Annotated in this window: 18 protein-coding genes; 13 read left to right on the plus strand and 5 right to left on the minus strand. The window is 58.2% G+C overall.

The genetic code is table 11. The annotated features are described in order from the left end of the window. Positions 1 to 165: 165 nt before the first annotated feature. From fmt to ACT3T7_RS04230, 7 genes are all read left to right on the plus strand, one after another. Positions 166 to 1152, plus strand: coding sequence for a methionyl-tRNA formyltransferase (fmt, locus tag ACT3T7_RS04200; RefSeq protein ID WP_444630170.1), 987 nt, complete (start codon positions 166 to 168; stop codon positions 1150 to 1152). After that, positions 1149 to 2498 (plus strand): 16S rRNA (cytosine(967)-C(5))-methyltransferase RsmB, encoded by a 1350-nt coding sequence (gene rsmB / locus ACT3T7_RS04205; protein ID WP_444630171.1) that lies wholly within the window; start codon positions 1149 to 1151, stop codon positions 2496 to 2498. Before fmt ends, rsmB begins: the two co-directional genes overlap by 4 nt. Positions 2499 to 2548: 50 nt before the next feature. Further along, positions 2549 to 2755 carry a dodecin gene (locus tag ACT3T7_RS04210; RefSeq protein ID WP_172118637.1) on the plus strand — a complete coding sequence of 69 codons (207 nt, stop codon included), beginning with the start codon at positions 2549 to 2551 and terminating at the stop codon, positions 2753 to 2755. Positions 2756 to 2877: 122 nt separating this feature from the next. Beyond that, positions 2878 to 4251 (plus strand): Trk system potassium transporter TrkA, encoded by a 1374-nt coding sequence (gene trkA / locus ACT3T7_RS04215; RefSeq protein WP_172118600.1) that lies wholly within the window; start codon positions 2878 to 2880, stop codon positions 4249 to 4251. Between the two features lie 15 nt (positions 4252 to 4266). Further along, entirely contained in the window at positions 4267 to 5715 is a 1449-nt protein-coding gene (locus ACT3T7_RS04220; protein WP_444630172.1) for a TrkH family potassium uptake protein, read from the plus strand. Positions 5716 to 5754: 39 nt separating this feature from the next. Then, positions 5755 to 7008 (plus strand): TraB/GumN family protein, encoded by a 1254-nt coding sequence (locus tag ACT3T7_RS04225; RefSeq protein ID WP_441678973.1) that lies wholly within the window; start codon positions 5755 to 5757, stop codon positions 7006 to 7008. Continuing rightward, positions 7005 to 7910 (plus strand): DMT family transporter, encoded by a 906-nt coding sequence (locus tag ACT3T7_RS04230; RefSeq protein ID WP_087106509.1) that lies wholly within the window; start codon positions 7005 to 7007, stop codon positions 7908 to 7910. Before ACT3T7_RS04225 ends, ACT3T7_RS04230 begins: the two co-directional genes overlap by 4 nt. Here ACT3T7_RS04230 and ACT3T7_RS04235 read toward each other — a convergent pair. Continuing rightward, positions 7907 to 8665: a tRNA-uridine aminocarboxypropyltransferase gene (locus ACT3T7_RS04235; protein ID WP_172118597.1), complete on the minus strand. Its 759-nt coding sequence runs from the start codon at positions 8663 to 8665 to the stop codon at positions 7907 to 7909. The two genes, ACT3T7_RS04230 and ACT3T7_RS04235, sit on opposite strands and share 4 nt — an antisense overlap. Before the next feature lie 169 nt (positions 8666 to 8834). Here ACT3T7_RS04235 and bioB point away from each other — a divergent pair, with 169 nt between their 5' ends. Genes bioB through bioA form a run of 6 tightly spaced genes read left to right on the plus strand, consistent with a single transcriptional unit; the run spans position 8835 to position 14492 of the window. Further along, positions 8835 to 9887, plus strand: a complete 1053-nt coding sequence (gene bioB / locus ACT3T7_RS04240; RefSeq protein ID WP_444630173.1) for a biotin synthase BioB — start codon at positions 8835 to 8837, stop codon at positions 9885 to 9887. After that, positions 9874 to 11019 carry an 8-amino-7-oxononanoate synthase gene (bioF, locus tag ACT3T7_RS04245; protein ID WP_172118595.1) on the plus strand — a complete coding sequence of 382 codons (1146 nt, stop codon included), beginning with the start codon at positions 9874 to 9876 and terminating at the stop codon, positions 11017 to 11019. The genes bioB and bioF overlap by 14 nt, the downstream gene beginning before the upstream one ends. Then, positions 11016 to 11732 carry an alpha/beta fold hydrolase gene (locus ACT3T7_RS04250; protein WP_444630174.1) on the plus strand — a complete coding sequence of 239 codons (717 nt, stop codon included), beginning with the start codon at positions 11016 to 11018 and terminating at the stop codon, positions 11730 to 11732. Before bioF ends, ACT3T7_RS04250 begins: the two co-directional genes overlap by 4 nt. Next, a complete protein-coding gene (locus ACT3T7_RS04255; protein ID WP_444630175.1) occupies positions 11729 to 12520 on the plus strand; it encodes a methyltransferase domain-containing protein in 792 nt (263 codons plus the stop codon). Before ACT3T7_RS04250 ends, ACT3T7_RS04255 begins: the two co-directional genes overlap by 4 nt. After that, a complete protein-coding gene (gene bioD, locus ACT3T7_RS04260; protein ID WP_444630176.1) occupies positions 12517 to 13206 on the plus strand; it encodes a dethiobiotin synthase in 690 nt (229 codons plus the stop codon). The genes ACT3T7_RS04255 and bioD overlap by 4 nt, the downstream gene beginning before the upstream one ends. Continuing rightward, a complete protein-coding gene (bioA, locus tag ACT3T7_RS04265) occupies positions 13203 to 14492 on the plus strand; it encodes an adenosylmethionine--8-amino-7-oxononanoate transaminase (RefSeq protein ID WP_444630177.1) in 1290 nt (429 codons plus the stop codon). Before bioD ends, bioA begins: the two co-directional genes overlap by 4 nt. 4 nt (positions 14493 to 14496) lie before the next feature. Here the strand turns inward: bioA and ACT3T7_RS04270 are convergent, their stop codons facing one another. From ACT3T7_RS04270 to ACT3T7_RS04285, 4 genes are all read right to left on the minus strand, one after another. Next, positions 14497 to 15210 carry an SIR2 family NAD-dependent protein deacylase gene (locus ACT3T7_RS04270; RefSeq protein WP_172118590.1) on the minus strand — a complete coding sequence of 238 codons (714 nt, stop codon included), beginning with the start codon at positions 15208 to 15210 and terminating at the stop codon, positions 14497 to 14499. 24 nt (positions 15211 to 15234) lie between these two features. Next, a complete protein-coding gene (gene aceK, locus ACT3T7_RS04275; protein ID WP_444630178.1) occupies positions 15235 to 16989 on the minus strand; it encodes a bifunctional isocitrate dehydrogenase kinase/phosphatase in 1755 nt (584 codons plus the stop codon). A gap of 116 nt (positions 16990 to 17105) precedes the next feature. After that, positions 17106 to 17942, minus strand: coding sequence for an ethanolamine ammonia-lyase subunit EutC (eutC, locus tag ACT3T7_RS04280; RefSeq protein ID WP_444630179.1), 837 nt, complete (start codon positions 17940 to 17942; stop codon positions 17106 to 17108). Continuing rightward, complete coding sequence (locus ACT3T7_RS04285) at positions 17932 to 19347, minus strand: ethanolamine ammonia-lyase subunit EutB (RefSeq protein WP_444630180.1); 1416 nt, start codon at positions 19345 to 19347, stop codon at positions 17932 to 17934. Before ACT3T7_RS04285 ends, eutC begins: the two co-directional genes overlap by 11 nt. Between the last annotated feature and the right edge of the window lie 84 nt (positions 19348 to 19431).

The raw sequence follows: 19431 nt of genomic DNA on the forward strand, positions 1-19431 counted from the left end.
CTTCGGTTTTTGTAGAAGTTTTGTAAGTGAGCGTATTTATAACGCTTAAGGCCGAGAAGCCTGGTACTCCATACAACGGTACAACAGCCGTTGTATACCCTGCTTCTCGGCCTTTATTGTTGCCCCAGGCTTTCTCATTTCTCCTGTTACCAGGTACCTGTTGTCATGTCACAGTTGCGCGTTGTTTTTGCTGGCACGCCTGATTTCGCTGCCTCAAGCCTTGCGGCCCTACTGGCTAGCAAACATAAGGTAGTGGCGGTTTATACCCAACCCGACCGCCCGGCAGGTCGTGGTCGCAAACTCACGCCAAGCCCCGTTAAAAAGCTTGCTCTTGAGCATGCGCTTCCGGTCTACCAGCCACAAACGCTAAAAGACCCGGCCGCTCAAGCGGAGCTTGCCGCTTTAAACGCCGATATTATGGTGGTCGTGGCGTACGGTTTATTGCTGCCCCAGGCAGTATTGGACACACCGCGCCTGGGGTGCATTAATGTCCACGCCTCACTGCTACCCCGCTGGCGCGGTGCCGCCCCGATTCAGCGCGCGATTGAAGCCGGTGATAACGCCTCGGGCGTTACCATCATGCAAATGGATGCAGGGCTTGATACCGGCGCCATGCTGCACGAAGTACGCACCCCGATCACCGAGCAAACCACCGGTGGCGACCTGCATGACCGCCTGGCGCTTCAAGGCGCCACTGCGCTCACCAGCGTGCTGGATAAACTGGCCAACGGTAACGCCAATGCGACACCCCAGCCGGAAGAAGGCGTTACCTACGCCACCAAGCTCAGCAAAGCAGAGGCCGAGCTGGACTTCACTCAGCCTGCTGAACGCCTTGCGCGTAAAATCCGCGCCTTTAACCCCTGGCCGGTGGCGTGGTGTCAGATGGGTGATGACCGCTTGCGCTTACTCATGGCAAGCGTTGCAGCCGGTGAACAGGGCGCAACGCCGCCCGGCACGCTGCTTGAAAACGGTGAAGACCATCTGCGTATTGCCTGTGGCCCGGAAGGCCGCGAGGTTTTATGTATCAGCAGCGCCCAACTTCCTGGCGGCAAGGCCATGGCTGTGCGCGACTTACTCAACGCCCGCCATGCCCGATTGACGCCCGGTAACCGCCTTGGTCAGCCTGAATCCCAGCAAGGAGACGCTTTATGAGTCAGCAACGCTCACAACACGGTAAACGCGCATCAAGCAATAGCGGCCAGGACGTGCGCGCCGCCGCCGCCCGTGCGTTAGCGCCGGTTATTTCTCAGCAAGGCTCACTGGCCGCGCTGGATGAGAACAGTGTCGTTGCCCGCGACCGGGGCCTTTTAAAAGAGCTCTGCTTTGGCACCTGTCGCCAGCTTCCACGTTTGGAAGCGCTGGCTAACAGCCTGCTAAAGCAGCCCTTTAAAAAGCGTGACAGTGATATTCACGCCCTGCTGCTGCTGGGTATTTATCAGTTGCTGTATATGCGTATTCCCGCCCACGCAGCCGTCGGCGAAACCGCCGGTGCCGCGCGCTTGTTGGGTAAAGAGTGGGCGACCCGCGTACTGAATGGCTGCCTGCGCCGCCTACAGCGCGAGTCCGATGAACTTCAGGCCGCCGTTGATAAGGATGAGAGTATTGCGCTGGCCCACCCCCGCTGGCTGCTGGAGGCACTACGCACCGCCTGGCCGGAGCAGTGGCGGGCAATTGTTGAGGCAAATAATCAGCCTGGCCCCATGACGCTGCGCGTCAATCAGCATCACAATGACCGCGAAGCCTATATAGAACGGCTGACCGAACAAGGCTTAAGCGGTGAACTCTGCGCCCACTCGCCGGATGGCATTACCCTTAACACGCCCTGCGATGTCACCCTGCTACCCGGATTTTCCGAGGGCCACGTTAGCGTACAGGATGAGGCAGCCCAGCTGTGTGCTGCGCTACTTGGCCCGGCCCTGGCACCTCGCCCCGGTGCGCAGGTATTGGATGCCTGTAGCGCGCCTGGCGGCAAAACGGCCCACTTGCTTGAGCAGTTCGATATTGCGCTGACCGCCCTGGATAGCGATAACCAACGCCTTTCGCGAGTAGAAAGCACGCTAGAGCGATTGGGGCTATCCGCCACGCTTCAGAATGTGGATGCCACTCAGCGCGACTGGTGGAACGGCACACCGTTTGAGGCTATTCTGCTTGACGCTCCTTGCTCGGGCACCGGCGTTATACGGCGCCATCCGGATATCAAAACACTGCGACGCAAAGAGGACATCCGCAAGCTGGCCAAGCTACAGCAGCAGCTACTGGACAATTTATGGCCCATGCTGCGCGAAGGCGGCACGCTGTTATACGCCACCTGCTCGGTACTGCCTGAGGAGAATGCCCAACAGATCGAGGCCTTCCTGGCGCGCACACCTGATGCCAAAGTGACCACGCCCAGCGATGTGGCCTGGGGTATCCAAAGCGGTCAGGGCCGCCAGCTATTTCCAGAGCAAGGACGTCATGACGGCTTTTTTTATGCCAGGCTTGAGAAGCAGTCTGCCTAGGCGCGTTCTGGTGCCAAGGCAGTGAACTCATGACTAAGGATGGAGATACCATGACTCACCACACCTACAAGCACATAGAAATCACCGGCTCTTCCGAGAAAGGCATCGAGGAAGCCGTGCAGAATGCAATCGCCAAGGCATCCGAGTCTATCCAGCACATGCGCTGGCTAGAAGTGACCGATACACGTGGCCATATTGAAGACGGCCGCGTGGCCCACTGGCAGGTCACCGTTAAAGTCGGTTTCACGCTGGAATAATCCTTACCTGCATTTCGACGGCGGCTGGTTTACACTGGCCGCCGTCTTTATTGCAGCGCATTACGTTAGATATACAACGCTACCTATTGCGCTGGCGCTTTCAATGGAACCGATGCTCAGTAATGAAAATCATCATTCTCGGCGCCGGCCAGGTCGGCGGCACCCTGGCGGAGCACCTCGCCCGCGAGGAAAATGACATCACCGTTGTCGATACCGACGCCAATAAGCTGCGCGAGCTGCACACCAAGCTCGATATTCGTACCGTCACCGGCGCGGGTTCCTACCCTATCGTTCTGCGGCAGGCTGGCTGCGAAGATGCTGACATGTTAATTGCGGTGACCAACAGCGACGAAGTCAACATGATCGCCTGTCAGGTCGCGCATACGCTGTTCCGCACGCCTACCAAAATTGCCCGGGTGCGTGCCACGCCCTATCTAACCCGAAAGGGGCTTTTTGCCCACGAAGCGATCCCCATTGATGTATTGATCAGCCCCGAACAGGTGGTCACCGATCACGTCCGCCGCTTGATTGAGCACCCCGGTGCGTTGCAGGTGCTGGACTTTGCGGATGGCCTGGTGCAGCTAGTGGCGGTGAAAGCGGTGTATGGCGGGCCACTGGTGGGTCAGGACCTGGCCTTTTTGCGCAGTCATATGCCCAACGTGGATACTCGCGTCGCGGCTATTTATCGGCGTAACCGGCCCCTCATCCCCCGCGGCGACACGGTCATTGAAGCCGACGATGAGGTGTTTTTCCTTGCTGCCAGGAGAGACATTCGCGCGGTCATGAGCGAGCTTCGGCGAATCGAACGAGGCTTTCGCCGCGTCGTCATTGCGGGCGGCGGCAACATTGGCGAACGCTTGGCCGAGCATCTGGAACACAGCCATCAGGTCAAGATTATCGAGCATAGCCTTGAGCGCTGTACCACGCTCTCCGAACGGCTTGACCGCACCGTCGTGCTTCACGGCAGCGCGACCAGCAAGCGGCTTCTGGAAGAAGAGAACATTGAAGACTGCGACATTTTCTGCGCGCTGACCAATGACGACGAAGTCAATATCATGTCGTCGCTGCTGGCCAAACGGCTGGGGGCCAAGAAGGTGCTTACGCTGATCAACAACGCCGCTTACGTAGACCTCGTTCAAGGTGGCGAGATCGATATCGCGATTTCGCCCCAGCAGGCCACCATTGGCAGCCTGTTAACCCACGTACGCCGAGGCGATATCGTCAATGTGCATTCACTACGCCGAGGAGCGGCAGAAGCCATTGAAGCCATTGCTCATGGCGACAAACACTCTTCGAAAGTTGTCGGTCGTACCGTTCGCGAGATCGGCCTGCCCGAGGGCACCACGATCGGGGCGATTGTGCGCGGCAAGGACGTCATTATCGCTCATGGGGATGTCACGGTGGAGAGCGGCGATCACGTGATTCTGTTTGTGATCGATAAGCGCCGCATCCGCGATGTCGAGCGTATGTTCCAGGTCGGTTTGACGTTCTTTTAGGAGCATGCACCTACCATGAGTCTGCGGGTCATTTTACGCATTTTAGGGCTGCTGCTGATGCTGTTCAGCCTGACGATGCTCCCCCCCATTTTGATTTCCCTGTGGTTTCGCGATGGGGTCTGGTACGCATTTATGATCGGTATCGCCATTACGGTGATCACCGGCTTAACCTTGTACCTACCCAATCGCCGTGCCCACAAAGAGCTACGCATCCGTGATGGTTTTTTAATCGCGGCGATGTTCTGGACGGTCCTGGCGCTGTTTGGTTCGCTACCGCTGATGCTGTTTGGCGATACGTCGCTGAGCATTACCGATGCGGTGTTTGAATCGTTTTCAGGCCTGACCACGACAGGCGCCACGGTGATTACGGGGATCGACTTTTTGCCCAAATCGATTCTCTACTATCGCCAACAGTTGCAGTGGCTTGGCGGGATGGGGATTGTGGTGCTGGCCGTCGCGATTCTGCCTACGCTTGGGGTCGGCGGCATGGCGCTTTACCGCACCGAAATTCCAGGACCTCTGAAAGACTCCAAACTAACGCCACGAATCACCGAAACGGCCAAAGCGCTTTGGTACATCTACGCCACTCTCACCATGGCCTGCATGGTGGCCTATATGCTGGCCGGCATGGATTGGTTTGATGCCATAGGGCACAGTTTCTCTACCGTGGCGATTGGCGGTTTTTCTACTCATGATGCCAGCATCGGTTACTTCAACAGCGCAGCGATTGAGCTGATTTGCGCGGCTTTTATACTCATTTCCGCGTTCAGTTTTAGCCTGCACTTTATCGCCTGGCGTGAAAAGCGCTTGCTGCACTACTTCCAAGACCCGGAAGCACGCTTTTTAATGCTGTTTCTGGCAGGACTTGTCACGATTACCGCGATTACCCTGTGGCTGACACACACCTACGATACGCTAAGCGGCTTGCGCTACGCGCTTTTCGAGGTGGTGTCCGTCGCGACCACAGCAGGCTTTTCCGTCGCCGATTTCTCGGCCTGGCCTGGCGCTATCCCTTTTTTACTGTTTATTGCCGCCTTTGTGGGCGGCTGCTCCGGTTCAACAGCAGGGGGCATGAAGGTCATCCGGATTATCCTGATTCTCAAGCAGGGCATGCGCGAGGTTATGCGCTTGATCCATCCCAATGCGGTTATCGCGGTTAAAGTCGGCAAAGTGAGTGTACCCGACAGCATCGCCCAGGCCGTTTGGGGGTTCTTCTCCGCCTACGTCATGCTGTTCTTTTTAATGCTGATGGGCGTTATGGCGACCGGCGTGGATCAGGTCACCGCCTGGTCGACCGTGGGGTCAGCGCTTAATAACCTTGGCCCGGCACTCGGAGAAGCCAGCGGCAACTACGGCGAGCTACCTGATCTTGCCAAATGGATACTGGTGCTTGCCATGCTGCTGGGCCGCCTGGAAATTTTTACCGTGTTAGTGTTATTTACGCCCGCTTTTTGGCGGCGCTAATTCGGATGATGCCGTTTACTATTTGAGTTGAGACACCTAATGACCCAAGACGACACCACCCCGCTAGCCACGGCGTCTGACGCACCACCCGCCACTAGCGGGCCGCTGAAAACGGTTACCGTGGGCGGTACTACCTACACTTTTCTGGGTACAGCGCACGTGTCGGCACAAAGTGCTGACGATGTAAAAATGCTGGCTGACAGCGGGCTTTATGACGCCGTAGCAATTGAGCTGTGCGACGCCCGCCATCACAGCATGACGAACCCGGATGCCATGGGTGAGCAGGACCTTTTCCAGGTATTCAAGCAGGGCAAAGCGGGTATGGTCGCGGCAAGCCTGGCACTGGGCGCTTTTCAACAGCGCATCGCTGAGCAGTCCGGCATTGAGCCAGGTGCCGAGATGCGCGCCGCGCTTGAAGAGTGCCGTAACCGTAACTTGCCGCTTTTACTGGTTGACCGCGATGTCGGGATAACGCTTAAGCGCATCTACCGCAACGTGCCCTGGTGGCAACGCTTTTCACTCTTTTCAGGCCTGATTGGCAGCGTACTATCGCGCCAGGACGTATCCAAGGAAGAGATCGAAAAGCTAAAAGAAGGCGATATGCTGGAAGCCACGTTTAGCGAGTTTGCCGCTGAATCTGAAGCCCTTTACACCCCACTGATTCGCGAGCGCGACCGCTACATGGTGCTACGTCTTGCCGAACAGGCGCCACCTGGGCGCTTCAAGAACGTGTTAGTGGTGCTGGGCGCTGGCCACCTGAAAGGCACCGTTGAGCACCTGGAAGCACCATTACCCGAGAACCCAACGGTAGAGCGCGAAGCGTTGGAAGCTTCACCGCCGCCCTCCAAACTCTGGAAAGCCTTGCCTTGGCTGATTACCGCGCTGGTCATTACCGGCTTTGCCATTGGCTTCTCACGCAATACCGACTTGGGTTGGCAGTTGGTGCTGGAGTGGTTCTTGATCAACGGGATTCTGTCCGGCGGGGCGACCATTATTGCGCTTGCCCACCCGGTCACCGTTATTACCACTTTCTTTGCCGCCCCGCTTACCTCGCTTAATCCAACGATTGGGGCCGGTTTTGTCGCCGCCGGGGTGGAGCTTTACATGCGCAAGCCCAAGGTGCGCGACTTCGCCTCGCTACGTCAGGATGTCACCCACCTCAAAGGGTGGTGGAAAAACCGGGTGTCGCGCACGCTGCTGGTGTTTATCCTCGCCACGCTCGGCTCAGCCGTGGGCACTTGGGTCGCAGGCTTTCGAATTGCAGGTGCCTTGTTTGGTAGTGGTGCGGCGTGAGTACGCTTAAGCGTTCGCCCTGGCAGGCAGATGCCCTGCTGTTGCTGGTAACCATACTAGCGGCGGGCGGATGGATTTTCTCCAAGGAAGCGCTAGCCGGTATGCCGCCGCTGCTGTTTATCGGCACACGCTTTTTGCTGGCTGGGCTCATCCTGCTGGGCTTTGCCTGGCCCGCCTTAAGCGCTATGCCAGCACGGCGTATTCGGCGCGGTATTTTTGTGGGCTTTCTGTTTAGCGGCGCCATTGGCTTCTGGATCATGGGGCTTGCGACGTCAAATCACCTGGGCGAAAGTGCGTTTATCAATAGCCTGGGGATATTGCTGGTGCCTATCGTTGCCAAGCTGCTGTTTGGCGACAGACCACCACGCACCACCTGGATCGCCCTGCCCGTTGCCCTGCTGGGCTTCGCATTACTCTCCCTTAATGCTGGTTTCAAGGTAGAAACCAGCCAGCTTTTGATGGTCTGCGCAGCACTCTGCTTTGCGTTACTCATCAATATTAATACCCGCGTCGTGCGAAACGTAGCCGCCCTGCCGCTCACCACACTTCAGCTGTTATCCGTGGGCACCGTATTAACCCTGGTGTCCTTTATGTTTGAGCGCCAGCCCGTGGCGCTTAACACGTCTATTCTGGGCTGGTTTATGGCCAGTGTTCTATTGGCAAGCGCCCTGCGGTTTTTCCTGCAAATTACCGCCCAGGGAATGACCACGCCAAGCCACGCCTCGGTGGTATTGATGCTGGAAGCGGTATGGACCGCATTATTTGCCGCTTGGTGGTTTGGCGAAGTTATGGCGCCGCTACAGCTACTCGGCTGCGGGCTAATTTTTACCGCCCTGCTGATTAACCGCTGGTACTGGGTGCGCAAGATACTCCTGCGTTGGCTACCCGGCGCTGCCCGCTAGCGACTCTCTTCCAACTCTTCAAACTCTTCCTTTCGTGCTAACAGGCGTGTCATTGCCTCAGTGGGTTCTGCAATTTTCTTGTAGAACCGGCTGGCGGCGTAGCTATCGTTAAACACATCGAAGTAGTCATCCAGCACGGCCGCCGCGTTGTTGTCGCCTCCTTGGCGCAACAGCTCAATGGCCACTTCTGCCGTACATAAATGCGCTTTCGAGGCGGGCTTACGCAACCGGTAGCGGGTTTCTCGCTCGGTATGCAATGGCAATACCGGCAACGCATCCAGGTACGCACTCTTGCGAAACATGCGCCGCGCCTGCCGCCATGTACCATCCAGAATGATAAACACAGGAATACGCGACGCCTGTTTGGCGCTGTGTACGGCGTCCATTCCCACCACCCGGTCGGCATAATCGGGCTGGTCATCCGGGAAGATGACAAAGGGCACGTAGCGCGGGTCTGCCAAAAGCTCGGTTAACTGCGCATCCGGCACCGTTCGGTACCAAGTGAATACCTGCGTTTGCGCCAGAACGTCCCCTATCAACCGGCCCGTATTGGTCGGCTTATAGTGTTCCAGCGGATGCGTCAGCAGCCATACCTGGGCGTGGCTGTCGGCCTTCACCTGGTACGGACAAAGGCAATTTAGCGCGGGCAAATTGCAGCCCTCACAGCGTATGACAAAACTGCCCCGCGCCTTGAACTCACGCCGCGGTGGGCGAGGATGACCAGCGACAGAATCACATTCAGTTGAGGCAGGCATCCGCGCTCCAAAGGTAATCAACAGGATGAAAAAGGGCGCAGAGTATAAAGCAGTGCTTGATCATTGACGAATCCAGCACCACCGTAAACCTTTTTAACTTTCCTAGTTGACATAGCAAACGCTTCGTCGCTAGAGTCTTGTCAACTTTTTATATAAATATGGTTTACCAATGATCGCAACTGCTGCCCCGCGCAATGACTGGACGCTTGAAGAAATCAACGCCCTGTTTGCCCTGCCGTTTAACGATTTACTGTTCCAGGCCCAGCAGGTGCACCGAGCGCATTTCGACCCTAACGCGGTCCAGGTATCAACCTTGCTGTCGATTAAAACCGGTGCCTGCCCCGAAGACTGTAAGTACTGCCCGCAATCGGGACACTACACCACACAGCTTGAAAAAGAGAAGTTGTTGGAAATCGAAAAGGTGGTGGAACAGGCCCAGGCCGCTAAGCAGGCTGGCGCCAGCCGTTTCTGCATGGGCGCGGCCTGGCGCAGCCCCCGGGACAAGGACCTGCTCGTTGTCGAAGAGATGGTCCGCCAGGTAAAGGCGCTGGGGCTTGAAACCTGCATGACGTTAGGCATGGTCAACGACCAACAGGCTACCCGTTTGGCAGCCGCCGGGCTTGATTACTACAACCACAACCTGGACACGTCTCCCGACTACTACGGCGAAATCATCACCACGCGCACCTACAGTGACCGCTTGGAAACCCTGGCGACTGTTCGTGAGGCGGGCATGAAGGTCTGCTCCGGCGGCATTTTGGGCATGGGGGAAGGTGCTCAGGATAGAAGCGCCTTGCTGCAACAACTGGCCAAACTCAGCCCGCACCCGGAATCGGTGCCGATTAACATGCTGGTCAAAGTGCCCGGCACGCCACTTGAGAACGTGGAAGACCTCGACCCGCTGGAGTTTATCCGCGCCATTGCCGTAGCGCGCATCACGATGCCCCAAAGCCATGTACGGCTTTCCGCCGGGCGCGAGCAGATGAGCGAATCCACCCAAGCGCTGGCGTTTCTGGCCGGTGCCAACTCCATCTTCTACGGCGACAAGCTGCTAACGACCAGCAACCCCCAGGCCACGCGAGACAGGGCCCTGTTTGCCAAGCTAGGCCTGCATCCAGAAACGCGCGAAACCTGTGAAAGCGAGGCCGCGCAAAGTGAGCGCTTGGCTCAGCAGCAGCTTAACCAGCGCGTCGCTGAGCTTGCGGTGGATGCCAGTGTCTGAGGCGTGGCATCAACGTCTAGCCAAGGCGCGGGCGGTTCGTCAGCACGCCCAGCAGTGGCGCACTCGCCGTACCCGACAGCCACACCTGGTGAATTTCGCAGACAATGATTATCTTGGCCTGGCAACCGACCCTCGCGTTCAGGCAGCCCAAGCCGAAGGCGCTCGCCGATTTGGCGCCGGGGCTGGCGCATCGCATCTGGTGAACGGCCACCACGCGATTCACGATGCCCTGGAAGACGCCCTGGCAGTCTGGACAGGCCGCGAGCGAGCCGTGCTGTTCTCCACCGGCTATATGGCAAACCTGGGCGTGCTACAGGCGCTAGCCGATACCCACACGGCCATTTTTCACGACCGGCTCAATCACGCCTCACTGCTGGATGGAAGCGCGCTGAGCGGCGCCCGCTCACAGCGCTACCACCATAACGATAGTGACGACTTGAGCCGCCTGCTGGCGCGCAGCCGCTGTACCCACAAGCTGGTAGTGAGCGACGGTGTCTTCAGCATGGATGGCGATGTGGCCGATATTGAAGCGCTGGTGCGGGTAAGCCAACAGCATGCTGCCTGGCTAATGATTGATGATGCCCACGGCCTTGGCGTTATAGGCAATAACGGCAGCGGCTGTGTGGGCACACGCTGGGGAAGTGACCAGGTGCCGATTCTGGTCGGGACACTGGGCAAAGCGCTGGGCACTGCCGGTGCGTTTGTTGCAGGCGATGCACAGTTGATCGACCATCTGACCCAGTTCGCCAGAAGCTATATCTATACCACCGCACAACCGCCCGGCGTTAGCGCCGCGACGCTGGAAGCGCTTGCGATTGTCCAGCGCGAGCCCGAGCACCGCCTGCGCCTTGCGCGTCATATAGACTACTTTCGTGAAGGGGCTCTACGGCTGAACCTGCCGCTGGGTGAATCGCGCACGCCCATTCAACCGCTGTATCTGGGAGGCGAGTCGCGCGTGCTGCAGTGGGCCGAAAAGCTGTATCAAGCGGGAATTGACGTTGGCGCAATTCGTCCACCCACCGTGCCCAGGGATGAGTCTCGCCTGCGCATTACGCTCAGCGCTCGCCATTCGCGTAGTGATATCGACCGGCTTCTCGAAACGCTGGCGGCCTGCCACTTGGAGGCATTATGACGCGCCTGGTACTGCTTTCAGGCTGGGGAATTGACCGGCGCATCTGGCGGCCGCTGCACCCTTACTGGCCCACCAACGTCGAGGTTGCCGCCGTTGATTGGCCTGGTTACGGCGAGGTTCCTGCACTGCCTGCCAACGCTTCCCTGAGTGAGCTTGCCACGGCCATGGCAAGCCGTCTGCCCAGCGATGCGGTTTGGGTCGGATGGTCGCTGGGCGGCCTGCTGGCGACGGCGCTGCTTGACTATCTTCCTGCGCCACAGGGGCTACTACTGCTAGGAGCAGGTGCCAGGTTCTGCACGCCGGATAGCGCGATGTCAGCAGCGCTTGCCGACTTCCAGGCCATCTTTGCGCACCGTGGCGATGCCGCGTGGCGTCACTTTCTGCGCTGGCAGGCTCAAGGAGAGCCCGCACCATATCAGGTTAACGCACAGCTGCGTGCCCTGCTTGGCAGTACGCCCCCGGCTGACCGCACCACGCTTTCTGCAGGCCTTCACTGGCTGGCCACGCTGGATAATCGTCGACGTCTTAACACATCGCCATGCCCAGTGGTTCATCTCGTGGGCGAGCATGACCCGCTGATCAGCGCTATTGAGTGCCAGCGGACGCTAACACTTGAACGCGGCGGCCACTGCCCAATGCTCTCGCAACCAGCGCATTTGGCGTCACTGCTCACCGCTCAAGCCACTGCGCTATCTGCCAGGGAAATGGCATGAGTTCGATCCCCCCTCAGTTACGGCGGCCCAGCGCCGACTGGCAGGCCCGAGTGGCGCACGCTTTTTCCCGGGCAGCACCGCAATACGATGCACTGGCCAGCGCCCAACGCCATATCGGTGAAACGCTATGGAACGACTTGCCATCTGAGGCTAGCCATATACTCGACCTAGGCTGCGGTACTGGCTATTGGTCGCAGCGACTAGCCGAACGCTACCCCCATGGACACGTCACGGGGCTGGACATTGCGCCGGGCATGCTGGAGCACGCTCGCTCGCGCCACGGCGACCACATCGCCTGGCAGCCAGGCAGTGCCGAGTCGTTGCCCATCCCTTGCTACCTATTCGACCTGGTGTTTTCCAACCTGGCCATTCAGTGGTGCTGCGACACACTGGCCGTCATGCAGTCGCTGTATCGAGTGCTGGCGCCAGGCGGCCTGGCGTACATCAGTACGCTATTACCCGGCACGTTGGCCGAAGTGGCTTTCGCCTGGCAGCGCTCAAGCGCGCTGTTAACGACGCCCTCCTACCGCCTGGTTAACGATGCTATTCACAAAAGCGGCCTGCGCTGCACTCACCAAGCGACCCGCGTGGAAACCTTCTTTTATCCTGACATCAAGGCCGTTATGGCTTCCATCAAGGGGGTTGGCGCACAAGTGGCCAGGCCCAACGCCATGCTCACCCGGGCGGACCTGGCAGCGGCTGCCACGCGCTTTGAGCAGCTTCGTAAGCGCCAAGGGCTTCCGGTCAGCTATCACTGCCTGAACCTGCAGCTGGAGAAACCCCGATGAAGCGCTTTTTTGTTACCGGTACCGACACCGATGCGGGAAAAACGCTGATTGGAAGCGCGCTTCTTTATGCCGCCCGATGCCAGCAGTTGAGCACCTTAGGGCTTAAACCCATCGCCTCTGGCAGCTCGCTAACGACGAAAGGGCTGCGCAATGGCGATGCCTTGGCACTGCAGCAGCAGTGTGAACCGCCGGTTGACTACGCCACGGTTAATCCAATGGCCTTTGAGCCTGCGATAGCACCTCACCTGGCCGCACAGGAGGCAGGCCAGATGCTAAGCGTGCCTGAGGTTGCCCACTGGCTGCGTGACACCCTTGGCCAGACGCCGAGGGCGTTCACTCTGATTGAGGGTGCGGGCGGCTGGCGCGTGCCGATCAACGAACAGGAGGATTTTGCCGACATCGCCATCGCGCTGAGGCTGCCGGTGATCCTGGTGGTTGGTTTAAAGCTCGGCTGCCTGAACCATGCCCGCTTAGCGGCCGACGCCATTCGCGCCGATGGTCTGACGCTTGCGGGCTGGGCAGGCAGTGTGATTGACCCCGCCTTTGCGGCGGATACTACCCGTTTCACGGCCAACATGGCCCACCTTAACGCCAGGCTGGCAGCGCCCTGCCTGGGCATTGTGCCGCATTTGACAACGCCCGATGCGGCCACCGCCCACCGCTATCTCTCGTTGGAGGCATTATGAACTCGCCAGTCTGGCACCCCTACGCACATCTTAAAACCCAGCCGCCCGCCCCCAGGGTGGTCGGCGGTAGCGGCGCCTATTTTGAGTTGGAAAGCGGCGAGCGCCTGCTGGATGCTACCTGCTCCTGGTGGTGCATGATTCACGGTTACGGCCATCCGCGCCTGGTGGCGGCCATTCGCGAGCAGGCGGAAACACTCTGCCATGTGATGCTCGGCGGGCTCACCCATGACCCCGCCGACCAGTTGGCGCGTGAGCTGGTCCGCATCACGCCCGACGGGCTTAATCACGTCTTCTACTCTGACAGCGGCTCGGTAGGCATGGAGGTAGCGATGAAAATGGCGCTGCAGTACCACGTGCTTACCGGGCAACCGAAAAAGCGCAAAATGCTCTCGCTAATGAAGGCCTATCACGGAGATACCACAGGCTGCATGGCCGTGTGCGACCCAGAAGAAGGCATGCACAGCCTGTTTTCAAGCCTGCTGCCCCAGCACCATTTTGCGCCTGCGCCAACCGCTCCTTTTAACGCAACGCAAGCGCAGGTCGCCGCCGATTTAGATGCGCTAGGCGAGGTGCTTGAGCGTCACCATCAGGACATTGCTGCGCTGCTGATGGAGCCGCTGCTGCAGGCTGCAGGTGGGCTGAACATGACCTCCCCGAATTATTTGCGCGGCGCCCGAGCCCTGTGTGACGCATTTAACGTGGTGCTGATCTTTGATGAGGTTGCCACGGGGTTTGGCCGCACCGGCAAACTATTTGCCGCCGATCACGCCAACGTTACCCCGGATATCATGGGGCTTTCCAAAGGGCTAACTGGCGGCTATTTGGGCCACGCCGCCACGCTTGCGACCGACCGCATTCACGACGCTTTTATCGGTGACAGCGCACAGCACGCTTTTATGCATGGCCCAACGTTTATGGGCAATCCCTTGGCGTGCCGGGTAGCACTGGAAAGCCTGGCGGTATTTGAAGAGGAAAACTATCCTGGAAAAATAGCGCTCTTAAACCGGTTACTGTGCCGCGCCTTACTGGAGGATCAAGCGCTCATGGCGCACCCAGAGGTTGCCGATGTGCGCATACTGGGTGCCACGGCCGTTATTGAAGCGCACTCGGAAGCAGCGTTAACAGGCGTTGCCACGTTTGCCCGTGCGCAGGGTGTTTGGCTACGCCCGATTGGGCGCTGGCTATATACCATGCCCGCCTATATTACCTCTGAGCAGCAGATAACCCACATTACTGATGTCATGAAGGCCTGGTTTCTGAAATCGTCACCCCGCTTGTCAGGCTAAAGCGTTAAGGCAGTGTTAGCGCACCTTCTCTTTTCCAGCGCTCTACCAGCGCGGGCACGCCTTCCCCGGCAGTGGCATTAATCGCCAGTACACCGGGTGGGCTTAAGGCATCCGCATCCGGGTCAACCAGTGCGCAGGGCGTGTCGTAGTCGATATACGAGAGCAGCGAGGCGGCGGGCATCACCGCAAGCGAGGTTCCGACGACCAGCAGAAAATCCGCTTGGCTGGCTAGTTCGCAGGCCTCTTCAAACAGCGGCACGGCCTCGCCAAACCAGACCACGTCAGGGCGCAGCTGGCTGCCCTTATCGCACATATCACCCAACGCAATACCGCCTTTAACGAGCGGATAGCGCATGCGCTCATCCGCGCTGGAGCGGGCATTTAAAATTTCGCCATGCAGGTGGATCACATCGCTGGAACCTGCCCGCTCATGTAGATCATCAATATTTTGAGTGATAACGGTAACCTTGAACCCCGCCTGCTCCAGGCTTGCCAGCGCCCTGTGCGCGGCATTGGGCTGGGCACTGCGAATCTGCTCTCGGCGCTGATCATAAAACGTCAGTACGCGCTGGGGGTCGCGCTGCCAGCCTTGCGGCGTTGCCACCTCTTCAACCGGGTGGTCTTCCCATAAGCCATCGCTTGCGCGGAATGTCTTGATACCACTTTCGGCGCTGATCCCCGAGCCGGTAAATACCACCAGATGGCGCGCTGTCGTCATGATTACCTCGCTGCTTTACCGCGGTTACTGTTCAGCGTCTACAAAGCGCTGCTCGTTTCCATAAGGGTACACGTCAATGATACGGCCATCGACAATGGCCTGCTGCAGGCCCTGCCAGTAGCTAACCTCAAACAGCTCCGGGTGAAGCTGTTTAAACACCCGCAGCCGCTCCGGGTTGGCAAACATGAACGGGCCAAACTCCTCGGGAAAGATATCGTTCGGGCCAATGGAGAAGCTTTCATTTCCACCGCTCAGGTAATCATCACCACTCGAGGCCGGGATAGCGCGAAAGTGGCACTCAGTGAGGTAACACACCTCATCGTAGTCGTAAAAAATCACCCGCCCCTGGCGCGTAACGCCAAAGTTTTTGAGCAACATATCGCCTGGGAAAATATTGGCGGCGGCCATCTGCTTTATGGCATCGCCATAGTCCTTGAGCACCGCTAACTGCGCCTCATCGTCACACTGCTCCAGATAGATATTCAGCGGCGTCATCATGCGCTCGGTATAGCAGTGCTTGATGACGACTTTCTCGCCTTTCAGCGACACGGTAGAGGGGGCAACTTCCAACAGGTGAGCCAAGCATTCCGGGTCGAAATGGTCGTTATGCACGGTGAAGTTAGAAAATTCCTGGGTATCGGCCATGCGGCCTACCCGGTCGTGGCGCTTCACCAAATGATACTTTTCGCGCACGATATCAGGTGTCACGTCCTTGGCAGGGTCAAAGGTGTCTTTAATGATCTTGAATACCGTACGCGCACTTGGCAGTACAAACACAGCCATCACCATCCCGCGCACGCCGGGGGCGATAATAAACACGTCCTCGCGCTTGGCGACCTGCTGATTAAGTGCGCGAAAGAACTCGGTTTTACCATGTTTAAAAAAACCAATGGCCGCGTAAAGCTCACCGGCTGGCTTATGGGGCATTAAGCGCTGCAGGTAACCCACACACTCATTCGGCACCGCGACATCCACTTGAAAATACGCCCGGCTGAACGAGAAAATAATGGCTACATCGTCAGGCGTAATCAGTACGGTATCCAGATGAAGCCGGGGAAAGCCCTCAGTGTTCTGTTCGGCATGCTCCTGGTGGCGTACCGGCAAGACCAGCGGCACTTGTTCCCCGCCGCCGGTGACTCGTCCCACCAGGTATGCCCCTTTATTGCGGTAAAAAACGCTGTGAAGAAGCTCTATAGTGGCGTCCTTGGCCTGCCATATAGTGTCTGGCAACGTTTTGTCTAATAGTGCGGCACCCAAGCGAGTATCTCGTGCCATATCGGCAAACGGGTTGTGCAAGGCAGCGCCTTCCAGTGCCCAGCGCAAAGCCGCCTGCCAATCCCCATCAATGGAACGGCGTCGGCACAATTCAATGCCTGAACGCTGCGCGGCCTTCTTTCGTGAGCTGATCACAAACATCCACTCATTGCGAATATGGCGATGCTTGAAAATGGCGCAAAAGAGCGAGTTAAAAAAAGTTTCAGCCAGTTCAACGTCCAGCCGCGGACGAATTAGCTCGGCATAGTGGCTACGCGCTTCACGCCAGACCTCGCAATGGGTTAATAACCCATTTGAAAACGTACGCTTGAGACGCTCAACCGCGTCATCCACCTGCTGCTGATAGAGATTAATCCGCGCAATGGACGCTTGCTGGCTCTCCCGCCAGGCACCTTCTTGAAAGCGGCGTTGTGCATCCAGGGTGATCGCTTTAAAGCGGGTACGGTACGCTTCAAAGCCATGCAAAATGGTCGCGGCCAAGCGATAGGCAGGCGTGGTGTTCACAAGCGGGACTCTTGTCGCTTTTTGATCAGCCTATAGGATGAAACGCCATGAAGCCATTCAGCAAAGGCGCTTTATTGAATAAGTGAGTAGCCTCGTCACGTCGTGCGGCATAAGCGCTAATCAGCGACCAAAAAGTTTTTCGTTGCGCCCGGGGCGGCTGCGTCGCCTTCAAGTACGCTGTCTTCACTGCGATCTTTTAATTTAACGCCCGATACTTTCAGCTTACGGGCGTCTTTAAGCAGTAAAAAGAGTCGCCGGGCTGCCTCCGCCATGTTCAAGCCCGCTGGGCGCACGTTGGAAATGCAGTTGCGCCGGTCATCCTTAAGCCCCGGCTCGGGCGCCCAGGTCATGTAAAGCCCGAGGCTATCCGGCGAGCTAAGCCCGGGCCGCTCACCAATCATCACCAGTACCGCATCGGCATTGAGCAGCGCGCCAATTTCATCACCAATCGCCACCCGTCCTTGCTCGACGATAGCGAGCGGCGCTAACTGCCACTCAGCGTTGTCCTGCTCAAACTGCTGATAAAGCGCTTTTAAAAATGGCTGGCTGTTCTGCTGGACCGCCAGAGCAGAAAGTCCATCGACGATCACCACAGCCAAATCCACGCGTGATGGCGACGTTTGGGCATTGTGTAAGCGCTCCCGCGAATCATCATTTAACCGGCGGCCAACATCGGGGCGCTGGAGATACATGGCGCGGCCCTCCACTTGGCTGTGCAAGCGAAGCGGCTCATGTTCAAGCGCAAAGGCTTCTTGCAACTGCTGAGCCAGCGCCTCGACGTCCAGCGGGGCATGCACCGCATCCTGCGCCTGAGCGTGGGCCAATTGAAACTCCAGCAGCTTACCGGTAGGCAGGCTGACGCCCGCCCGGCCCAAGCCGATACGCGCATCGGTAAATGCACGCAGCCGTTCCCAAGGGTTCTCTACAACAGTAGGCGTTGGGTTAGATGTCATGGCGTGGCTCCCTGGGCAAGTGGCGCAGGCTGTTAGCGAACGCAGCGGGCACCTGGTCGTTTAGCGTGTGTGTTTTCACATCGTTGAAAATCTGCATCTCATCAAGCCAGCGCTCAAACTCCGGCGCGGCTTTTAGCCCAAGCACGCGGCGGGCGTAGAGCGCGTCGTGAAACGAGGTGGTCTGGTAATTGAGCATAATGTCGTCAGACCCCGGAATGCCCATCACGAAATTGCAGCCCGCTACGCCCAACAGGGTCAGCAGGTTGTCCATATCGTTCTGGTCGGCTTCAGCATGGTTGGTGTAGCAAACATCACAGCCCATGGGCACGCCCAAAAGCTTGCCGCAGAAATGGTCCTCAAGCCCTGCCCGGGTGATCTCTTTACCATCGAACAAGTACTCGGGGCCGATAAACCCCACCACCGTATTGACCAACAACGGGCTGAATTTGCGCGCCACCGCATAGGCACGCGCCTCGCAGGTCTGCTGGTCAAGCCCATGATGAGCATCCGCGGAGAGCGAACTGCCCTGGCCAGTTTCAAAGTACATGACGTTGCGCCCCACCGTGCCCCGATTAAGCGACTGGGCAGCCGCTTCGGCTTCGGCCAGCGTGCTTAAATCAAACCCGAAGCTGCGGTTGGTGGCTTCGGTACCGCCAATCGACTGAAACACCAGGTCCACCGGGGCGCCCTGCTCAATGGCTTCCAACGTATTGGTGACGTGGGTCAGTACACAAGACTGGGTGGGAATCTGGTACTTCTGAATCACGTCATCCATTAAGCGCATCAGCTTCACGCTTTGAGCCACGTTATCGGTGGCCGGATTAATCCCGATGACCGCGTCGCCGCTGCCATAGAGCAGGCCATCCAGAATACTCGCCGCAATGCCGGTGACATCGTCCGTCGGGTGGTTGGGCTGTAGCCGGGTAGAAAGCCGCCCGGGCAGGCCGATGGTATTACGAAAAGCCGTGGTAACTCGGCACTTTCTGCCCACCAGAATCAGATCCTGATTGCGCATCAGTTTGCTGACCGCCGCGGCCATTTCCGGCGTAATACCAGCGCGAACGGCGGTGAGCACTTCTGAGGTTGCCTGATCCGAGAGCAGCCAGTTACGAAAATCCCCTACCGTTAAATGCCGAAGGGGCGCAAAGGCCTCGGCGTCATGCTCATCGATAATCAGCCGGGTGATTTCATCGTCTTCGTAGGGGATCAGTGCGTCGTTCAAGAAAGTAGTCAACGGCAGTTCCGCCAACACCATCTGTGCCACCACACGCTCCTCAGCGCTTTCGGCGATCACACCCGCTAAACGATCGCCCGAGCGCGCGGGGGTCGCTTTGGCCATCAGTTCGGTCAGGCTTTTAAAGCGGTAGTGGCGGCTACCTACCGTCGTTTGAAAGGTCTGGGCCATGGTGTTTACCTGCCGCGCGTTGGATGTTCTGAATTCACCATAGCGCTTTTGAGATCGTTACGCCCAATGCATTCCCCCCTTCTT

Origin of the sequence: Halomonas sp. 111, assembly GCF_052379685.1 — a bacterium.
Lineage (GTDB): Bacteria > Pseudomonadota > Gammaproteobacteria > Pseudomonadales > Halomonadaceae > Vreelandella > Vreelandella citrativorans.

Bases quoted from the DNA above. Each gene is read 5' to 3' on its own strand.
- bioF (WP_172118595.1), top strand. From the start codon at position 9,874: ATGCCAGTGTCTGAGGCGTGGCATCAACGTCTAGCCAAGGCGCGGGCG.
- ACT3T7_RS04210 (WP_172118637.1), top strand. From the start codon at position 2,549: ATGACTCACCACACCTACAAGCACATAGAAATCACCGGCTCTTCCGAG.
- ACT3T7_RS04225 (WP_441678973.1), top strand. From the start codon at position 5,755: ATGACCCAAGACGACACCACCCCGCTAGCCACGGCGTCTGACGCACCA.
- bioB (WP_444630173.1), top strand. From the start codon at position 8,835: ATGATCGCAACTGCTGCCCCGCGCAATGACTGGACGCTTGAAGAAATC.
- eutC (WP_444630179.1), bottom strand. From the start codon at position 17,942: ATGACATCTAACCCAACGCCTACTGTTGTAGAGAACCCTTGGGAACGG.
- rsmB (WP_444630171.1), top strand. From the start codon at position 1,149: ATGAGTCAGCAACGCTCACAACACGGTAAACGCGCATCAAGCAATAGC.
- ACT3T7_RS04285 (WP_444630180.1), bottom strand. From the start codon at position 19,347: ATGGCCCAGACCTTTCAAACGACGGTAGGTAGCCGCCACTACCGCTTT.
- trkA (WP_172118600.1), top strand. From the start codon at position 2,878: ATGAAAATCATCATTCTCGGCGCCGGCCAGGTCGGCGGCACCCTGGCG.
- ACT3T7_RS04235 (WP_172118597.1), bottom strand. From the start codon at position 8,665: ATGCCTGCCTCAACTGAATGTGATTCTGTCGCTGGTCATCCTCGCCCA.
- bioD (WP_444630176.1), top strand. From the start codon at position 12,517: ATGAAGCGCTTTTTTGTTACCGGTACCGACACCGATGCGGGAAAAACG.
- ACT3T7_RS04250 (WP_444630174.1), top strand. From the start codon at position 11,016: ATGACGCGCCTGGTACTGCTTTCAGGCTGGGGAATTGACCGGCGCATC.
- fmt (WP_444630170.1), top strand. From the start codon at position 166: ATGTCACAGTTGCGCGTTGTTTTTGCTGGCACGCCTGATTTCGCTGCC.
- ACT3T7_RS04270 (WP_172118590.1), bottom strand. From the start codon at position 15,210: ATGACGACAGCGCGCCATCTGGTGGTATTTACCGGCTCGGGGATCAGC.
- ACT3T7_RS04220 (WP_444630172.1), top strand. From the start codon at position 4,267: ATGAGTCTGCGGGTCATTTTACGCATTTTAGGGCTGCTGCTGATGCTG.
- bioA (WP_444630177.1), top strand. From the start codon at position 13,203: ATGAACTCGCCAGTCTGGCACCCCTACGCACATCTTAAAACCCAGCCG.
- ACT3T7_RS04255 (WP_444630175.1), top strand. From the start codon at position 11,729: ATGAGTTCGATCCCCCCTCAGTTACGGCGGCCCAGCGCCGACTGGCAG.